The sequence below is a fragment of the Microcystis sp. T1-4 genome (assembly GCF_000297435.1).
Lineage (GTDB): Bacteria > Cyanobacteriota > Cyanobacteriia > Cyanobacteriales > Microcystaceae > Microcystis.
The window spans coordinates 1-18,753 of sequence record NZ_CAIP01000209.1 but is presented as its reverse complement, the minus strand read 5'-3'; the positions used below and the strand labels follow the sequence as shown (position 1 = coordinate 18,753).

Below are 18,753 nucleotides of genomic sequence, written 5' to 3'. Positions count from 1 at the left end.
CTTTGTTTGGGCTTGAAATTTGTTTAAGTCCCATTAAGTCCCAATAGGGATTTAGTCGATTCATGCTACCCGATCGAACCATACCGGGTAACGAAGAACCTTTGATACTGCTCACTTAAAACTTAAATCTGATCACTGATAACTGATCACTGTTATTTATCTTCTGATTCTGCCCTTAACTTGATACCAAAGCCTTCTTAAACGTAGATCGAGAGAAAAACCCCGACGGGTGGGAATAACAATCGTGCCACCGATGCGATCGTGGAAAGCTTGGTTAAATTGCTCATCACCGATCGCCATACCACAATCGGCGAAAAGGGGCGAAGATAATAAAATCAAACTTAAAGGATTGCCGAAAAAAGTATTTAACCCTACCATCATTAAAGCTGCCCCGCCACCAGCGATCGCTTCTCGTTTGCTTAACTCCAAAATTCCGGGTAAACGCTGAAGTCGTAGATCGATGATCTTCATATCCAAGGCCCAACGTCCTAAACTCTGACCCTGATTCTGCGCCACCAATAACACCCGCAAACACCACCAAATCAGGAGAAAAAGCAAGAATTGCAGTACAGGCGCACTATTGGCAAAGGAGCTTAAAAACCAAATCGAGGCAAAGTCGATCAGGAAAGCATAGGCCCGACGATCTAAGGGAATTTTCGGAAATTTTTGCGGTAGATTATCTTCAGGGGGGATGGGGTAAACCATAAAAGACCTCTTGTAAAAATCAAAAATTGTTGTTAGGGTTAGGGGTCAGTAGCCAGTAGTCAGTAGTCAGGAGAATTAAGAATGAATAATAATTAGTTAAATGGTCTATTTACACACTTTATGCGATTTAATCCTTATTTTTGCCGTTTTTGAACCATCAAAAATTAATTATGCAAGGGAGTTAAAGTCAATTCTCGGAAAAATCCTGCTGTTTATCTTCTACTTTAATCGGGAAATTGGCAATTCTAGGATAAGTACCTAAGCAAAATTAATTACACATCCAAACCGTCAGCAGTTACTCCGTCAGACTTCGGCGTGAGCTTTTGTCGAACGCTTTTTGCTGTGATCAGTAAACAGTGAACTAAAAACTCAAATCTGATCCCGTCTCGGAGTCTCCTGTCTCGGAGTCTCCTGTCTCCACTGGGAAATTAATTTTGCACGACTACTTAGTTGTCTCTTGTATTTTTTCTCCTCCTGTCTGGGAGTCTTCTGTCTGGGAGTCTGCTCACCTAACTGAAGATTTTTGATTTTTGCAGCAGATATAATTATTAATCGACTCGGAGATCTAAGCTACCATTGAGCAAAGGTAGCCCAGAATACAGGGATAATCATGGAGCAAGATTCATTACTAACGGAGGTTATTCTGACCCATCCGCGGCAAAGTTTGGGGGAGATCCAATTGGATTGGATGCCACAACCGGGGAATTATTTGGCCTTAAAAGGACAAACCTATGCGGTTTTGGAACGTCACCACCAGTATCAATACAAGATTGGTGGCTATTGTTTACGCAAAATATCCCTTTATGTACAAACTGCTCCCACTCCTAACGAAAAAAGTTTGATTGAAGGACGTTGGGTGATTGGGGATGCTAGTTGTCGTTTTAACGCCAGATCCGAACTGTTACGCTGTGCGATTAACCCCTCCGGTCCCTGTCAAGATTGTCGTTTTTACGAAACTATTAACTCTTAAAAGAGCCTTTTTCGGCAAGAATCTGACTATTTTTCCCTAGCTAACCGCTATATTGATCAATCGCCTATGAATCATCCTTACTCTTGGATCGAGGATAGCTTAAAAACCCTCCATCGGGCCAATTGGTATCGAAGGGTTAAAACCATTCAAGGCCGGGGCGGAGCCGTTATAGAATTAGAGGGTCGATCGCTGATTAATTTTGCCAGTAATGATTATCTGGGATTAGCAGCCGATGAAAGAACGATCGCGGCAGCCATAGCAGCCACACAACGCTATGGAACCGGAAGCACCGGTTCGCGTCTATTAAGTGGACACCGAGATCTTCATCGAGACTTAGAATTAGCGATCGCATCTTTTAAAAATAGCGAAGACGCGATCGTTTTTAGTTCGGGATATTTAGCCAATTTGGGGACAATTACCTGTTTAGTGGGGCAGAAAGACCTAATTTTAGGCGATCAGTACAATCACTCTAGCCTCAAAAATGGAGCCAAGTTAAGCGGTGCCACGGTGAAAGAATACCGGCACAATAGTCTCGAAGATTTAGAAAATCAGTTATTAGCCCACCGTCATCACCATCGTCATTGTTTACTGCTCACCGATACAGTGTTTAGTATGGATGGGGATATCTGTCCCCTGGCGGGAATTCTCGCTCTAGCCGAGATTTATAATTGCATGGTTTTGGTGGATGAGGCCCACGCTACCGGGGTTATGGGGGAAAATGGCAGAGGTTGCGTGGAATATTGCGGTTGTCAGGGAAGGGAATTAATTCAGATGGGAACCCTGAGTAAAGCTTTGGGCAGTTTAGGGGGATATGTGACCGGAAACGCCAAAATTATCGATTTTATCCGCAATCGCGCCGCTACCTGGATTTATACTACCGGTTTATCCCCCGCCGACACCGCCGCCGCTAGAATGGCTTTAGAGATTATTCGTCTGGAACCAGAACGTCGCCAACGACTACACCAAAATATTAATTTTGTCAAGATTAACTTAAATAATTTTAATATATTGCCTTCGGAAGCGGCGATTTTATGTTTACCGGTGGCCAATCCAGGTCAAGCCCTAGAATTATCGCAAAAACTGCTAGAAAAAGGGATTTTTGCCCCCGCCATTCGTCCTCCTACCGTTCCCACCAGTCGTCTGCGATTTACTGCCATGGCCACCCATAGCCTCGCCCATCTAGAGGTTCTTGTCCAGTCTATTGGCGAATCTTTCCCCTCATAGGGAAAAAGTTTTTCGTGGGTTTTGGAAAGAGAACCAGCGCAACATCACCTCGACTAACCGTTGGCTTTGGCTGCATCATAGTTGTCATAAACACTCATTTCAGGGATAAAGACAGAAGCCAAAAACCTAACTAATACTATCCCAAATTACTCATGACTTAGGCTATACTATGAGTAAGTTGACCAGATCAGAAGCGGCTAAATTAAAAGGTGTAAGCGTATCGACATTAAGACGTTGGGAGTCTGAAGGTAAACTAATACCAGAAAGAACTGCTAACGGGCTGTTCCAATCGTCTGAAAAGGTAGCTAGACTTGCACGTAGAGTCTTAGCCTGCTCTCTATCAATTCCTTGAGATGCCAAGTTAATATCATTCGAGCTAACAAAGGTAAGAATTACACAAGCCCCTTGAGGTACGTTATTGGGACTTTCTGTGAGTTCTACACGACCATGGCGATAAACTCCTTCAACACTGACCAGTATATTTCCTCCTTAAGACTTAATCTTAACAAGATTATAACTTTTTGTGTGACAGCATCACAAGTTGCGGGAAACCCCATTTCAATATCAGCCAAGCAGGATAGAATTAGCAAGACAACAAATCGCTAAAAATGTTGAAATTATAGCATTAGTATAGCTTACTGTGGCGATCGCCCCTTCTCATCCCCAAAAAGCGAGATCGCCCCATTTAGGAAAATTTTGCTTTGATGGGCTTGCTAACCTAATCCCACGCGCTCTAAACTTGTTGAATCACTTACTCTTCTAAGCGGTCAATTAACTGCTCTATAGCTTGTTTTTTGGTTTCTACACTTGGTAAATAATCAAAAACCTTTGCCAAAATTTCAGGACTTGCATTTTTTATCAACCAGTCTTCAGGATTCTCTGGCATCGCCAAAAAGTATTTTAAACGCTCATCAATCTCTTGCCGATCATCTCTTGTTACCTGCCCAACCCTTTCCAACCAATTTCCATTAGAATCCTTAAAGCAATTAGCATCCACCGTAGTCAACTGATGAACTAATACATAAGATGTTTCGGACAAACCATTATTCTGGGTAGGTGGTAATGGATAAGTTGTTGGCAAACCTGTATCTCTTGTTTTTGTTGTTAGAGGAAGCACTGTAAAAGTTTCAATGTAATTATACTCATTCTGAAATTGATCACTCATCCAAATAATATGGGGATGCTCTCCCCGAAAAACATGGCTAGAATTAAGCCTGCACCTACAGTTTGGATGCCGACAATCAACTTCCCCAGGTTCAGTTAACTCATAAATATAAATATGACCCAAACCACATCTTAACGAAACTTGATAGGGATTAATGAAATAAATCCAGCCCTGCTTTGGTCTTCTTCCCGCCAAAATTACACCCCTAATTCACACAATAACTTTTCTCGTTCTTTTTTTAGATCAAGACGAACTTTTGCTTCGGGATCAGGGTTATCTTTTTTTACTTCAGTCATTGGCGCAGTGCTGTAAACATAATCTAATAGTGGTTGTATTTTCTTAGAACCAGCCCACTCTCTTTTTATGTTATTAAGTATCAAGCGCAGACCCATAGGAAAATCCAAGTCTTTACCAATTTTTTCTAAGGACAAGGGCCGAATCAAAGTCGCCTCATTTATTTGTTCTTGAAAAATATCTACCCCTTCCATCCGAGATAAGGCCGTGTCAATTTCCTCATTCCAAGGACCGTAATGGTAGTAACACCAATCCAAATCAGTAAGCTGTTTCCCTGTCCACTTGACAGCATAAAGGTCAGCCAAGTAGATGAACTTGACCAACTGAGTCTTGGTAATATAGCCTTTCGTCTCATAGACGAAGTATTTGATCAACTGATCTACTAACATGGCGATTAACCCTGTGCGCGTCCTAGGGAAATGACAACGACATTGCTACCCCTATAGTAATCTTATCAGGGATACTTCTGCTGATTCCTAGGCGAAAATTGCTACCAAACGATAACAGAGTCAGTGTCTGATATTCGATACGTTTAGATGGTCGGGTGAAAACATCGTCCCCTTCCCCAATGAGAAAACAGCAATGAGAAAATAGCGATCGCTGGTTAGGAGCGAGGGAAATAGCGATCATTGTTGGGAGGAACATTTTTTTTGGGAATGCGATCGCTGGTTAGGATAAGGGGAAATAGCGATCGCTACAAGCCTAGAGTGTGTTTCAATGCTTGATCAATTTCTGCTGTCGGCAATGAGCCAATCACACGATGAACCGCCGATATTGCGATCATCGCTAGATTATCAGTCATTACCACTGAGTCTGTCAACAAGCCTGACTGTTGCCCCTCAAGGGAATTTAGCAGAATAGTAATACGGCTAGGGTGTCCGTCCCGAAGCATTTGGCTGGTGATCATCGCAACAATAATTTGGGGCAGTCCTGTTTGTAAGTCATTTGCTTACACGATCAATGCAGGTCGTGTCTTTGCAGAAATCAGATTAGAATTTGGAAAGAGAACCAGCGCAACATCACCTCGACTAACCGTTGGCTTTGGCTGCATCATAGTTGTCATAAACACTCATTTCAGGGCTGTTCCAATCGTCTGAAAAGGTAGCTAGACTTGCACGTAGAGTCTTAGCCTGCTCTCTATCAATTCCTTGAGATGCCAAGTTAATATCATTCGAGCTAACAAAGGTAAGAATTACACAAGCCCCTTGAGGTACGTTATTGGGACTTTCTGTGAGTTCTACACGACCATGGCGATAAACTCCTTCAACACTTACTAGCACATTTCCTCATAGCATAAGTCATGAGTAATTTTAAGAGAGTATTAGTTAGGTTTTTGGCTTCTGTCTTTATCCCTGTTGAGGGAAGAACCGATTTTTGCTCCCCTTGTCCCTGCCGCCGGCAAACCCCAGCGTTTTTCCTATCTTAACAAAACTCAACTTTGAGAAAATTGTCGGAAAAGAGATATTAACTCAGAAAGCGATTATACTCAATAATCGAAGACTATTGGCCGGCGATCGATGAACCAAGACAACGAGATTAGTCATTTACTAGACCTCATGCCTGCTTCGGGACGGATGATGACGCGCATTGTCAGCAAACCCGAAAGCCCCAAGGTAATCGAAACTAATTTTCCCCTACCCTGGCAAAGAGGAGTCAGACCGATTCCAATTAATTTTGACCTCTGGCGGCAATTATCAAGATCCCAACGGGATTTAGTCTTGTTAAGGGCCGTCTCTGTTTTAACAGCAGTAAAATGGTTTAAACCCGATCTCGATCGAGTAATTGCTCTGGCTGGTATGATCGGTTTAACCGTGGAAACCCTGCAAACCGATGCCGTCGGTATGGCAGTGGCGGGGGGTTTAACTGCCTTGGCAATTAACCGGATTTGGCGGGAAAAACGCAGCCCCCAACGGGAATTAGACGCGGATGAAGCGGCCCTAAAAGTGGCCGTTAGACGCGGTTACACGGAAACCGAGGCCGCCAAAAGTTTATTATCGGCTATTGAGACTATAGCTGAAATTGAAGGGCGATCAAGTCTCAACTTTAACGAGTTATTGCGCTGTCAAAATCTGAAAAAATTAGCCAATCTCTCCTTTGTAGGTGTTCCCGATCAGGTGAGACAATCTTAAAGTCAGTTGTTTTGGCTCTCAGCTTTCTTTTTACTGATTACCGATCACTGACTACTTAAATCCCTAACCTTAAAATAACTGCCACAAAAATATTTTTCCCCTTGCCCAATGGCTGCAATTGAATCTTTAGAAAAAGCCTTAAAATATCACTTTGGCTACGATCAATTTCGACCGAATCAACGCCAAATAATTGAGGCTGCTTTAAACAATCAGGATTTATTAGTAATTATGCCCACCGGAGGCGGTAAATCTCTCTGTTTTCAGCTACCAGCTTTAATCAAAAAAGGGGTGACGGTGGTGGTTTCTCCCCTAATTGCTTTAATGCAGGATCAAGTAACTGCTTTAGCTGATAATGGCATCGGGGCAACATTTCTCAATAGCACTTTAAACGCTAAACAAGTCAGAGAAAGAGAATCTTTAATCTTGCAAGGAAAAATTAAACTTTTATATGTCGCCCCAGAAAGATTATTATCGCCTAGTTTTTTAGACTTTTTAGCTGTTATTGATAATTACCTCGGTTTAGCCTGTTTAGCGGTGGATGAAGCTCACTGTGTCTCCGATTGGGGTCATGATTTTCGCCCTGAATATCGACAAATTAAACAAGTTCGTCAACGCTTTCCCTCCGTGCCAATTCTGGCTTTAACTGCCACCGCTACTCAACAGGTTAGAGAAGATATTATCCAACAATTAGGATTGCGAGATACTTCCATTCATACTGCTAGTTTTAATCGTCCTAATCTTTATTATGAAGTGCAACCTAAAACCAGTAAATCCTATCAGCAATTGTATCAATATATTAAAGGACAAAAAGGGTCTGGCATTGTTTATTGTATCAGCCGTAAAACCGTCGATAAAGTAGCCGAACAGTTACAAAAAGATGGTATTGATGCCCTACCCTATCACGCGGGTATGGATGATCGGGAAAGAAGCGAAAATCAAACCCGTTTTATTCGGGATGATGTGCAGATTATGGTGGCAACAATTGCCTTCGGTATGGGGATTAATAAACCGGATGTGCGCTTTGTCGTTCATTACGATTTACCACGCAATTTAGAGGGATATTATCAAGAATCTGGCCGTGCGGGGAGGGACGGAGAACCGGCTAAATGTACCCTCTTTTTTAGCTTTGCCGATGCCAGAAAAATTGAGTATTTTATTAACCAAAAAACCGAGCAAAATGAACAGCAGAAAGCTCGTCAACAATTGCGACAGGTGTTAGATTATGCCGAGGGGACTGAATGTAGAAGATCGAGCGTACTAGGTTACTTTGGAGAAAGTTTTGCGGGTAACTGTGGTAACTGTGATAACTGTCGGAATGGTAAAAATAACCAGGATTGGACGATCGAAGCACAAAAATTTTTATCCTGTGTGGCGCGGACGGGACAGAAATTCGGTATGATGCACATAATCAACGTACTGAGGGGAAGAAAAGGTGAAAGAATCAGCCAATATCAACATCATTTATTATCTACTTATGGCATCGGTAAAGATAAAACTGTGGAGGAGTGGAAACGTTTAAGTCGTTCCCTTGTCCAGCAAAATATATTAGTAGAAACTGAAGACGATTTTAGAATCTTGAAACTTAATCAACACAGTTGGGAAGTGATGCGGAAACAACGTTCCGTGTTTATTGCCGTCCCCCAAAAAGCTAACGGTCAAATCGTGGGAGACGACAATCCCAATATGGTGGAAAGTGATTTATTATTCGAGCGCTTGCGGCAACTGCGGAAAAAAATTGCCGATAGTCAAGGGGTTCCTCCCTACGTTATTTTCCATGATTCTAGTCTGCGTTTGATGGCCCAATCGAAACCACGGAATTTGGGGCAGTTTCGTCAAATTTCTGGAGTAGTACACAGTAAAGTACAACAGTATGGGGATATATTTATAGCGGCAATTAATGATTTTTGTCAGGATAGTCTTCCCTCTACTCAATTCCTCACTCTCCAATACTATCAAGATGGGTTGAATGCGGAAGAAATCGCTCGCAAAAGAAGCTTAAAAGTCTCAACCATCTATGAACATTTAGCTAAATTGCTGGAGGCAGGTTACGAAATTGATATTAATCAGTTAGTCTCTAAAAATAAACAGGAATATATTCGTTTAGCGATCAAAAAAGTGGGCGATCAATCCCTGAAAACTCTCAAAGAAAATCTGGGAGATAATTATAGTTATGAGGAAATTAAATTAGTTGTTGCTTGGCAAAGACGACCACGGCAATAGGGCCAGAGCAACTCTTTTGATGCAATCCTCCACTTTAAAAGCAATAATAGATAATCAGTCTTTAACAACCAGATCTAGTATCACTACCCTCTCGCAATTACAGTTACAACCAGTGGGTTAATCGACTCAAAAATTGCTTTTTCTGGGGTTGAAACATTTTCAACCCTGATTTTTATCATCCAGGAAAAATAACTTCTAGGGGAGCGGGAATCATCTCGCTGCGAAAGTCCAGAATCTGAACTAGGATTAAATAGGCAATGGCGATTAAAATCGAAATCGCTCCCGTGATAATGGCGATAATTTTAGCAGAATTCATATAGTTAACCGATAATTTCCTCAGATTATTGATCTATTGCCGCAAAAGCTACCGAAATTTATTCTCATCTACGTTGCCTGAAAATTTTTATATGTCTGTGGTTGTACTACAAGAACTTGATGATAGAGTCCCAGCGATCACATTACAAGTAGCTACACTGGAAATCCTAACGTTTTGAGAATCAGAGGTAACAACTTACTACACGCTTCAGCAATTTTGGCTGTATCTGGCAATCCCTTTAACGTTGCATTAAATATCTTCTTCGCCTTTCTAACTATCCCTTCTTTCTTCTCTTGATCGGGAGTTTTTGGCACTTCTGTTAAAGCCTTTACTTGTTCCAATAAGTCTGCTTTGTCTTCAGGAGGTAACTGTGTTTCCTCCTCAATAGCTTTTTGAAGTTGTGTCAAAAGCTCTTTAATTCCTAACTGTGAAGGATTTGTAGAATCAGGTAGTGAATTTACTGCATTTGAAACTTCACCACTAATCTCACCTAAGTTAATTGTTGAGCCAGTAATATTGCCATGCACTTCAACTTTACGGCTTCTATCGTTAATCTGATTCATAGTTTCTACTTGATAAGTGACGGTTCTAGGTTTTTGTAAAAGCTTAACAATCTGTTTGTAGTCTTGCCCTTGATGAGAAATAGTCTCTTTTAGTGTTCTATAGACCTCGCTCAATTCAGGGCTGTTTTGTGCTTTTATTGAATTATAAGCTAATTCATAACTCTTGTACAATTCATTGCGAAAGTCTGATTCATCAATCTGATCAGGAATCGCTATAGTTACTGTTGTAACGTCATCGGTTATACTTTGGCCTTGTTCAGTAACTTGTAATGCACAATTATTTTCATCTTGAAATTTATAAAGTGCGTAATTAAAGGCTTTCCAGTTAACTTGATCATGAAATGGTAATGAAACTAATTTTGTATTAGTAGAGAAGGAGTTAGCTAACTCGCCCTTTTTAAGGTGACGCATTTCGATATATGAACTATAAGAAAATTTAACTCTAACATTGATATAGCTACAAACCACATTCCACAGCCTTGTACTGCTGTCACCTCTCCAATCATCTAGAATCGCTCCTGTTAATATAGCATTATCAAATTTAGCCCCTTTTACTGAAGCACCAGTAAGATCGGCATCAGACAAATCCGCGTTTGTAAAATCAACTCTATTCAATATTGTTCTTGTCAAGTTTGCTTTCTTTAAATTTGCGTTCCTTAGTAATGCCCCAGATAAATCTGATTCGGTGAAATTAATATCTTTTAAGTCCATCCCGATCAAATTCAGACCAGCAAGATTTTTCCCAGCAAGATATTTAATTTTCTCAATATTTCTGCTAATCGCAATTTGACGTACTATTTTATCTTCAAGAATTGTTCCTTTTATTGATGCTTTATCCAAGTCTTTGGCGTTGAGCCATAGTATATGAGACAAATTTGCTCGTTGAAAAACCACAGCTTGTAAGGTAGATTCAGTAAAATTACAATTTGTCAGATTTGCACCTCTAAAATTCGTATCAGTCAAAATACTCTTGTGAAAGTCTGCATTTGTCAGATTTGCTCCCTGAAAGTTTGTACCTCCTGGCACAGAAACGCGATATAGATTAAATTGTTTATCGCCATAACTATTTGTATATGGATTTGCTAAATAAAAACCTGAAATCAGCCCAAAAGGCACAAGGCTAAACAAAAAATAGACTATAAACCACCCCCCAAGTTGTGTGCTTTTTTTGTTTGCTTCTTGCATAGACTTTATAAAATTGATCAGAATTTCTTCACTATCAAACTTGGTTAAGATTGGCAGTATTGTTTGAGAATCTTGAGTGGATAGACTGGTTAACATAGATTCAACTGCTGTACCTAGTGGCCCCAATTGCAAGAATTTACCAGTGTCTTCTTTATCCTGTTTTGGGTTATTTACTTCTGGGTTATTAGGAGCATCTGAGGTTGGCACAGACAAGATTCCTGTTCCACTGAATCCCCCTGTGGGATGGGCTTCTAGCCCGATGGTTGGTACAGGCAAGATTCCTGTTCCACTGAATCCCTCTGTGGGATGGGCTTCTAGCCCGATGGTTGGTACAGGCAAGATTCCTGTTCCACTGAATCCCTCTGTGGGATGGGCTTCTAGCCCGATGGTTGGTACAGGCAAGATTCCCGTTCCACTGAATCCCTCTGTGGGATGGGCTTCTAGCCTGTCCAGGTTACGAGATTGCGTTGTTGAGGGTGGGTTATAACACAATTTTAACGCTATTATTGACATCCCAATTAGAAAAATTATCGTTATTAAATCAGATATCCAAGATATCCAACGTGGTCCTTCTATATCTCCTGAAACACGAATTCTAACGAAAGCTTTAAAAGAGCCAGTTGAGTGAATAATTAATGAAAATATCAAATATATGACGATGGCTATTGCTTGATTCTTCGGCAAAATATTAAACAAGCCTAAGACAATTACAATGAATATAGATATAGATATAACACGATAAGTAAGTAAAGATAATAAATCATCGAATTCGTTTGCTGAAAGCATAAATGTAGGATACATATCAGCAACTAAAAGAATTATAAATGTATAGATTGGATTTCCTTCAATCAGAAAGATTAATGGAAAGAACGTAAAATTAAAGATATAGCTTGAGAAATAAAAAAGAAGCAAAAACGAAGAAGTTTTGTTTAATAGGTATGCCCATCTAGGATCTAGACCAGCTTTAACAGAATCAAAAGTAGCATTTTCTAAATTAGCATTCGAGAAGTTCGCCCCTCTAATATCTGCGCCACTAAAGTCAGCACCTCTTAGGTCACGACCTTTGAAGGAACGCCCACATAGCTTTTTACCGTGAAAATTTAAGTGATCGGGTAGCATAAATACCTCAGTGCGATCGGCGAGATTGTAGGATACGTTAGCGCAGGGTCACGCATTTTCCAAAAAGCGTATTGTGCCGATTGTAGCGCAATCGCCGATCTTGTCGCTTAGGTATAGGTATTAAGGTTCAGGTTTAAACCCAGTTTGACAGAAGATAGTTCTTGTCCCTCAATCCATAGACTAAACCCTATGGTCAAGCTTACAATTATTTGTTAATTGAATCTATACAGCCAGCAAAACCCTTGCCATAATCGACAATATATGGTAATAGACTAATTCCATGCACTGCATCGGCATCCCCAAAGTTGATCAACCTCGCTTTGTTTTAAGGTAGGCTAAGGCCTGCCTTACTTTTTATCGGTGATCAGCAACCAGTAAGCAGAAAATTGCCATTTAATACCGATCACTGCTTAGACTGTCCACGGAAAACTAACATCTGATCACTGGTAACTGGTAACTGATAACTGATAACTGATAACTGATCTGATCCCCTAGCGTGATAAGCTGAGTATTGGCTAATTTTACAAAAAATTAAGACTTTCCCCTTGTGGGAGTTATCAGCTAAAACCCAGAGTAGACATAAACAATGGTAGCGACAACAGAAACTAACGTTGGTAAAATCGTCCAGATCATCGGTCCTGTCATCGATGCCGAATTTCCCAGTGGCAAACTGCCCCGTATTTATAATGCCTTAACCGTAAAAGGAACTAACTCCGCCGGTCAAAATCTATCGGTTACTTGTGAAGTACAACAGTTACTCGGTGACAACCAAGTGCGGGCCGTTGCCATGAGTACCACCGATGGTTTAGTGCGCGGTATGGATATCGTGGACACCGGCGCGGCGATTAGCGTTCCCGTGGGTAAATGCACCCTCGGTCGGATTTTTAACGTTCTTGGTGAACCCGTGGACGAAAAAGGACCGGTTAACGTCACCGAAACCTCTCCTATTCACCGTCCCGCTCCCAAATTAGTCGATCTTGAAGTAACACCGACGGTTTTTGAAACCGGTATCAAGGTAATTGACTTGCTCACCCCCTACCGTCAAGGGGGCAAAATCGGCCTCTTTGGGGGTGCTGGTGTGGGCAAAACCGTCATTATGATGGAATTAATCAACAATATCGCCATTCAACACGGGGGTGTCTCGGTTTTTGGCGGTGTGGGTGAAAGAACCCGCGAAGGAAACGACCTCTACAACGAGATGATCGAATCGAAGGTAATCAACGCTGATAACCCCGAAGACTCGAAAATCGCCCTCGTTTACGGTCAGATGAACGAACCCCCCGGAGCGAGAATGCGCGTCGGTCTCTCCGCTTTGACCATGGCCGAATATTTCCGCGATGTTAACAAGCAAGACGTACTCTTATTTGTCGATAATATCTTCCGTTTCGTGCAAGCTGGTTCGGAAGTATCGGCGCTCCTTGGTCGGATGCCTTCTGCGGTAGGATACCAACCCACCCTCGGCACTGACGTAGGCGACCTGCAAGAGCGGATTACCTCCACCAAAGAAGGATCGATCACTTCCATCCAAGCGGTCTATGTACCTGCGGATGACTTGACTGACCCCGCTCCCGCTACTACCTTCGCTCACTTGGACGGAACTACTGTACTATCCCGCGGTCTGGCTTCCAAAGGTATCTATCCGGCGGTAGATCCCCTCGGTTCCACCAGCACCATGCTCCAAGCTGATATCGTCGGTGATGAACACTACGGCACCGCTCGCGCCGTCCAATCTACCCTGCAACGCTATAAAGAGTTACAGGACATCATCGCTATTCTCGGTTTAGACGAATTATCGGAAGAAGATCGTCTCACCGTTGACCGCGCTCGCAAAATTGAGCGTTTCCTCTCGCAACCTTTCTTCGTGGCGGAAGTGTTCACCGGTTCCCCGGGTAAATACGTTACTCTCGCTGATACGATCAAAGGCTTCCAGATGATCCTCAAAGGTGAACTCGATAGCTTACCCGAACAAGCGTTCTATATGGTCGGCAATATCGATGAAGCGATCGCTAAAGGCGAAAAACTCAAAAAAGGCTAATTAAAAGTCAGTAGTAACCGCGTTTAGCGGTTACTTAACCCAGAAATCTGCCAAAATTATCGTTATTATCACCAATGAGCATTACAGTACGGGTTATTACACCCGATCGCATTGTCTGGGATAACGTGGCCGAAGAAGTAATCCTACCCAGTTCCACGGGACAATTAGGTATTCTTAGCGGTCACGCTCCTTTATTAACTGCCCTGAATATTGGCGTAATGCGAATTCGACCGGGGAAAGACTGGGAAAATATCGCAGTTTTGGGCGGTTTTGCTGAAGTCGAAAATAATGAGATCAAAGTCCTCGTTAATGGGGCGGAATTAGGCTCAAAAATCGATAAGGAAAAAGCTCGCGCCGAATACGAACGGGCCCAAACTCGTCTCGATGAAGTCAGTAAAGGGGATGACCGTCGCAAAACTATCCAAGCGCAACAATCATGGCGCAAAGCTCGCGCTAGATACCAGGCCGCTGGCGGTTTAGTATCGGTTTAAACCCAACCAAATCAAATTAAATTCAAGCAAAATCGGGCGGGTTTATATAAACCTACCCGATTCTTTTTCAGTTATCAGTTATCAGTTATCAGTTATCAGTTAAGTAGTCGGACTTAAGGGAGGCAGGGGGCAGGAGGCCGTTTTTGTAACGGGGATTTATGCCCCGCTCCAAAAACTTTTCGCCTTAAGGCGAGGTTTTAGACCCGATTTTTTCGATAAATTAATTGCTACCACTAAAAACAACTTCGGGGAATTTTAACTGTGCATCGGCCATGGGGATTTGTCGGCCTTGATTGCGTAACTCTTGCCAAAAATTAATTACTTCTGTGGCTTTGTTGAGAACATCAACGCGATCGGACTCATCAATCCAGTGTTTTGCTTCTAACTCCTCTTGCAGTTGTTGCCAAGCATCATTGCGCGGCCAGAAAAAATAAGCGGTGAGGGGGCTAGTTCCTTTGCCGACCACCTGATCCACAGCGATCGCTACGTTCTGATCTAACCACAATACTTTTAAAATAAACTTTGATTCGGAACTGACTGTCATTGTTAATCGTTAATCGTACAATTCTCGATTATATCATCTTTTGACTCAATTTTCCGCAGTCAGTTTTTAACTATTTTTTCCGATTTTTTCGCCAATAACCGCTATGATTCCAGAAACAGACTCTTTAGCTTCTAAACAAATCGGTGTGGCCGTAATTAGAGACGATCAAGATTTAATTTTAATCGATCGCCGTCTAGCCAAGGGACTCCTGGGCGGTTTTTGGGAATTCCCCGGCGGCAAAATCGAAGGCAATGAAACGGTGCAGGAATGTATTAAACGGGAGATATTAGAAGAAATTGGCATTGACATCGCGGTTGATAGTCATTTAATCACCATCGATCACATCTATAGTCATTTTCGGGTTAATCTACAAGTATATAACTGTCGTTATCTCAGCGGCGAAGCGCGGGCGATCGAATGTGAAGAAATCCGCTGGGTAACTATCCAGGAACTAGATCATTACACTTTCCCCGCGGCCAATCAAGAGATTATCAGAGCCTTAAAAGACATGGTAAACTCGAAATGATCGCTGTTAATCGTCGAGTGATTATGCTTAATCCTTCTATTCGTCAAGAACCCCGCTACGAACCGGCCGCGGTTATTCCCCTAAAAAAAGACGCTTCCATTGTCGAGTGGTTAGAAAAAAATAATCGCATGATTCCCCGGGATAAAATCGCCGAACCGGATCTGACTCTGGAAGAAGATGTGGAACTATCTGAACTGATGGATGTCGATGATATCGGTTATGATGACGACGAGGATGAATTAGTCTTAGATGAAGATTAATCCCGTCTTCTTTGGCAAATTTTCCCCTTATCTGGCGCTTTAGTCGTGAACGCTAACATTTTTTCCGCCCCTATCTTCAAAAAACCCACTGGAACCCATCTCCTGATTCTACTAACGGGATTACTATTTCTGTTAGTAGTTTTTTTTCAGTCCACTAATTCCCTGTTACTCCCCCTGATGGCCACGACATTAATCAGTGCTGGTCTTGGTTGTCAAGTAGTACCGATGCTGCGGCGCTTGAAAATGGGCCAGATCATGCGCGAAGATGGACCACAGGCTCATTTAAAGAAAGCAGGAACCCCGACAATGGGAGGCAGCTTTTTTGTGCCAGTAGCCCTTATTTTCGCTTTAATCTGGTCTAAATTTACTCCTAATGTGGTGGCGGTTGCTTTGCTGACTTTTGCTTACATGGGTATCGGTTGGTTAGATGATTGGCAAATTCTGCGTTATAAGTCGAATAAGGGCCTATCTCCCCGGATGAAGTTAATTTTACAGATAGCGGGGGCGGTGCTTTTTTGTCTCTGGATGTTGGTCAATCAGGTGAGTACCGATATCACCCTTTGGGGTCGATTAGTCATTCCTTTGGGCTTTTTCTTCTGGATTTTGGCGGCATTTGTCCTTGTGGCTGAAAGTAACGCCACTAATCTCACCGATGGGGTGGATGGATTAGCAGGGGGAACTGGTGCGATCGCATTTTTGGGTTTAGGTATTATTATCGCCCCTAGTCATCCGGATTTAGCGATTTTCTGCACTTGTTTTGCTGGTGCTTGTCTAGGCTTCATTTTTCATAACCGCAACCCCGCTAAAGTCTTTATGGGTGATACGGGTTCCCTCGCTTTGGGAGGCGCTTTAGCTGCGGTGGGTTTAATTACTGGACATCTCTGGGGATTATTTTTAATTAGTGGTCTGTTCTTTCTGGAATCTCTTTCGGTAATCGCTCAGGTTATCTATTATAAAGCCACAAAAGGACCCGATGGCCAGGGCAAAAGATTGTTAAAAATGGCTCCTTTTCATCATCATTTAGAATTAAGTGGTTGGACGGAAACCAAGATTGTGGGCGCATTTTATCTGGTTAATGCCCTTTTAGTTGTCTTGGCTATTTGGACCAGTTAATTAAGCGCTAAAGGAAAGACCACAACCACAGGTATTTTGGGTGTTGGCATTGGTAAAACGGAAACCACCACCCATGAGATCTTCTGAATAGTCTAATTTTAAAATTTGTAGGTAGCGATCGCTGTCAGGATCGACTAAAATATTAATACCCTGACTTTGATAAAAGCGATCGTTTTCTCCCGCAATAGCGGTTAATTCGAGATGGTAGTGAAGTCCCGAACAACCACCGTTTTTTACTGTCAAACGCAGAGAGGAACCACTCAGGCGACGGCTTTGACTCCAACGTTCAATTTCTCTAGCGGCGGCGGGACTTAATTCGATCATTGTTTTTGAGACTATTGTAATAATATCAAGTTCTTGTGAAGTTATACCACAGTTGTTGTCAAACTTTATGTTAAGAAAGATGTGACTAATTGATACCCCACTGGGACAGCACTAGCAAATCCCTTGCCATGGCCACTAGGTGCGCCAGCTACAACGTCTTTGCCAGCAAGGTCTGCCCATTCCTCCCTGACCCCCCTTACCCCGATGTAATCCCCCACCGGCCGGTGCTTCTCGTCGTCAACGGGAAGCCTTAGCTTGTCAAATTGAGTTTTCTCGGGTTACAGTTTTCTCAGGTTGAGGCTCCACTGACTTTTCTGCACCACTAAGACTGAAACAGTCCAGTAGGGTGCCTTGAGCAGCTCATCCACCAAACAACCGTCAATTATGATCAACCCTGGAAAGAAGCATTAAGTGAGTATTTTGAAGCGTTTTTATGCTTCTTCTTATCTGTTGCCAAAGCAGACTTGTCAGAATATAGTATGGAAAACAAGCATAATCTTGGCGAAACTATGTATCATCAACGACTAGCTAGACCTGAAGATGCAATAGCGATCGCTCCTCTTTGGCGAGATTTTGCTCAAAGGCGATCGGAAGTTGATCCCTCGATCAATCTGAAACCTGATTTTGACTATGAAGGATATGTGAGCTATCAGCTTAAAAAACCGCTATCTTTCGGTTTTGTCTTGGAATATGAGCAGCAAATCGTCGGGTTTCTCTTTACTTATGTTTATGATGAGACCCCACCTCCCCAGATTTCTGCTTTGGAAATGTGGGAAAATCCTTTCATTCCCCGTCGTGTGGGTGCAGTTTTGGGGATGTATGTTAAAGAAAAGCACCGCAAACCGGACACGATTAATTTGTTGATTAAAGCGGCGATCGCTAAAGCGGAAGAACTAAAGGTTAGCGATATTGACTTATTAATCAGTATGGATCAGCAAGGGATTCAGGTATTATTAGAACGCTTGGGCTTTGTTAAAGCAGCGATTCAATATACAAAACATTTTAACATATCGGATAAGAATTTACCGAATTTACACCAGGCTCATTTAAGGCTTAGAGAAAAGGAAGTTATACCGACTGGAACAATTGTTTTAAGGGATATAAAAACTCAAGAAATTGTTAAGAATTCTCAAGGAAAGCCAATTTTTTTAGAGCCAGTTAGGGATGCAGCAGGAAAGGCTTTGACGAGTTCGATGGGTTTACCGATTTATCCTCTCCCTTTACGAGATCCGAATACTCATAATTTCATCTTTGATGAGGAAGAAAATCTCATCTTATGTCCTATCTTACAAGAACTAGGGGGTGAGGTAGTAGAATTTGGAGGAATCCCTCAATTTTGTCCACCTGTTTATGAACAAGTAGATGGGAAATTATGCTTGAAGCAAGATAGTAATGGCAATTATGTTTTTGCAGAAGTAGAACGGGATGAGTCAGGAAAAATTAGGCGATTACCAGAAGGAAAACCACTCTTTAAATCCACCAATTGATCTTTAAACTCTCTGGAAAACGGGTTTCTTGAAGAAACCTGTTTTCTGTGGGTTTTTTGCGGGAAGCATCCCCCTATGCTCCT

General features: G+C 42.1%; 20 protein-coding genes. 11 read left to right on the top strand and 9 right to left on the bottom strand.

Annotated elements, in window-relative coordinates:
- Nucleotides 1–156: 156 nt before the first annotated feature.
- Nucleotides 157–705 carry an RDD family protein gene (locus MICAI_RS13050; RefSeq protein WP_008202692.1) on the bottom strand — a complete coding sequence of 183 codons (549 nt, stop codon included), beginning with the start codon at nt 703–705 and terminating at the stop codon, nt 157–159.
- Between the two features lie 610 nt (nt 706–1,315).
- On the opposite strand from MICAI_RS13050, the gene MICAI_RS13045 reads away from it, so the two are divergent.
- From MICAI_RS13045 to MICAI_RS27110, 3 genes are all read left to right on the top strand, one after another.
- Entirely contained in the window at nt 1,316–1,675 is a 360-nt protein-coding gene (locus MICAI_RS13045; RefSeq protein ID WP_008202690.1) for a DUF6464 family protein, read from the top strand.
- 66 nt (nt 1,676–1,741) lie between these two features.
- Nucleotides 1,742–2,899, top strand: a complete 1,158-nt coding sequence (gene bioF / locus MICAI_RS13040; RefSeq protein ID WP_008202688.1) for an 8-amino-7-oxononanoate synthase — start codon at nt 1,742–1,744, stop codon at nt 2,897–2,899.
- A gap of 169 nt (nt 2,900–3,068) precedes the next feature.
- Entirely contained in the window at nt 3,069–3,251 is a 183-nt protein-coding gene (locus tag MICAI_RS27110) for a MerR family DNA-binding transcriptional regulator (protein WP_039900118.1), read from the top strand.
- A gap of 399 nt (nt 3,252–3,650) precedes the next feature.
- On the opposite strand, the gene MICAI_RS13030 is transcribed toward MICAI_RS27110, so the two are convergent.
- The 4 genes from MICAI_RS13030 to MICAI_RS13020 form a co-directional block, all read right to left on the bottom strand.
- Nucleotides 3,651–4,187: a type II toxin-antitoxin system PemK/MazF family toxin gene (locus MICAI_RS13030; RefSeq protein ID WP_255348756.1), complete on the bottom strand. Its 537-nt coding sequence runs from the start codon at nt 4,185–4,187 to the stop codon at nt 3,651–3,653.
- Nucleotides 4,188–4,261: 74 nt separating this feature from the next.
- Nucleotides 4,262–4,747 carry a type II toxin-antitoxin system antitoxin SocA domain-containing protein gene (locus MICAI_RS13025; protein ID WP_008202680.1) on the bottom strand — a complete coding sequence of 162 codons (486 nt, stop codon included), beginning with the start codon at nt 4,745–4,747 and terminating at the stop codon, nt 4,262–4,264.
- A gap of 305 nt (nt 4,748–5,052) precedes the next feature.
- Nucleotides 5,053–5,274, bottom strand: a complete 222-nt coding sequence (locus MICAI_RS27885; RefSeq protein ID WP_369751912.1) for a type II toxin-antitoxin system PemK/MazF family toxin — start codon at nt 5,272–5,274, stop codon at nt 5,053–5,055.
- A 112-nt stretch (nt 5,275–5,386) separates the two neighbouring features.
- Nucleotides 5,387–5,638: a hypothetical protein gene (locus tag MICAI_RS13020; RefSeq protein WP_008202679.1), complete on the bottom strand. Its 252-nt coding sequence runs from the start codon at nt 5,636–5,638 to the stop codon at nt 5,387–5,389.
- Between the two features lie 237 nt (nt 5,639–5,875).
- On the opposite strand from MICAI_RS13020, the gene MICAI_RS13015 reads away from it, so the two are divergent.
- Together MICAI_RS13015 and recQ are read left to right on the top strand one after the other, a co-directional pair.
- Nucleotides 5,876–6,487: a DUF3318 domain-containing protein gene (locus MICAI_RS13015; RefSeq protein ID WP_008202677.1), complete on the top strand. Its 612-nt coding sequence runs from the start codon at nt 5,876–5,878 to the stop codon at nt 6,485–6,487.
- A 108-nt stretch (nt 6,488–6,595) separates the two neighbouring features.
- Nucleotides 6,596–8,707 (top strand): DNA helicase RecQ, encoded by a 2,112-nt coding sequence (gene recQ, locus MICAI_RS13010; protein WP_008202675.1) that lies wholly within the window; start codon nt 6,596–6,598, stop codon nt 8,705–8,707.
- A 175-nt stretch (nt 8,708–8,882) separates the two neighbouring features.
- Here recQ and MICAI_RS26460 read toward each other — a convergent pair whose 3' ends face one another.
- Nucleotides 8,883–9,023: a hypothetical protein gene (locus MICAI_RS26460; RefSeq protein WP_008202673.1), complete on the bottom strand. Its 141-nt coding sequence runs from the start codon at nt 9,021–9,023 to the stop codon at nt 8,883–8,885.
- 152 nt (nt 9,024–9,175) lie between these two features.
- Nucleotides 9,176–11,890 carry a pentapeptide repeat-containing protein gene (locus tag MICAI_RS13005; RefSeq protein ID WP_008202671.1) on the bottom strand — a complete coding sequence of 905 codons (2,715 nt, stop codon included), beginning with the start codon at nt 11,888–11,890 and terminating at the stop codon, nt 9,176–9,178.
- Nucleotides 11,891–12,476: 586 nt separating this feature from the next.
- Between MICAI_RS13005 and atpD the strand changes: the two genes are divergently transcribed.
- The gene (gene atpD / locus MICAI_RS13000) at nt 12,477–13,925 is read left to right on the top strand and encodes a F0F1 ATP synthase subunit beta (protein WP_008202669.1); all 1,449 of its coding nucleotides are present in this window, start codon (nt 12,477–12,479) and stop codon (nt 13,923–13,925) included.
- Nucleotides 13,926–13,999: 74 nt separating this feature from the next.
- Nucleotides 14,000–14,416 (top strand): ATP synthase F1 subunit epsilon, encoded by a 417-nt coding sequence (gene atpC / locus MICAI_RS12995; RefSeq protein WP_002735380.1) that lies wholly within the window; start codon nt 14,000–14,002, stop codon nt 14,414–14,416.
- Between the two features lie 220 nt (nt 14,417–14,636).
- Here atpC and MICAI_RS12990 read toward each other — a convergent pair whose 3' ends face one another.
- A complete protein-coding gene (locus tag MICAI_RS12990) occupies nt 14,637–14,960 on the bottom strand; it encodes a 30S ribosomal protein PSRP-3 (protein ID WP_002760450.1) in 324 nt (107 codons plus the stop codon).
- Between the two features lie 103 nt (nt 14,961–15,063).
- Between MICAI_RS12990 and mutT the strand changes: the two genes are divergently transcribed.
- From mutT to mraY, 3 genes are read left to right on the top strand one after another with little or no spacing between them, the layout of a single operon-like run.
- Complete coding sequence (mutT, locus tag MICAI_RS12985; protein WP_008202665.1) at nt 15,064–15,486, top strand: 8-oxo-dGTP diphosphatase MutT; 423 nt, start codon at nt 15,064–15,066, stop codon at nt 15,484–15,486.
- Nucleotides 15,483–15,746, top strand: a complete 264-nt coding sequence (locus MICAI_RS12980; RefSeq protein ID WP_002735746.1) for a DUF3134 domain-containing protein — start codon at nt 15,483–15,485, stop codon at nt 15,744–15,746. Before mutT ends, MICAI_RS12980 begins: the two co-directional genes overlap by 4 nt.
- Before the next feature lie 45 nt (nt 15,747–15,791).
- Complete coding sequence (gene mraY, locus MICAI_RS12975; protein WP_008202660.1) at nt 15,792–16,859, top strand: phospho-N-acetylmuramoyl-pentapeptide-transferase; 1,068 nt, start codon at nt 15,792–15,794, stop codon at nt 16,857–16,859.
- Here the strand turns inward: mraY and MICAI_RS12970 are convergent, their stop codons facing one another.
- A complete protein-coding gene (locus MICAI_RS12970; RefSeq protein WP_008202658.1) occupies nt 16,860–17,183 on the bottom strand; it encodes a HesB/IscA family protein in 324 nt (107 codons plus the stop codon).
- A 479-nt stretch (nt 17,184–17,662) separates the two neighbouring features.
- Between MICAI_RS12970 and MICAI_RS12965 the strand changes: the two genes are divergently transcribed.
- Nucleotides 17,663–18,670, top strand: a complete 1,008-nt coding sequence (locus MICAI_RS12965; protein WP_008202657.1) for a GNAT family N-acetyltransferase — start codon at nt 17,663–17,665, stop codon at nt 18,668–18,670.
- Nucleotides 18,671–18,753 lie beyond the last annotated feature (83 nt).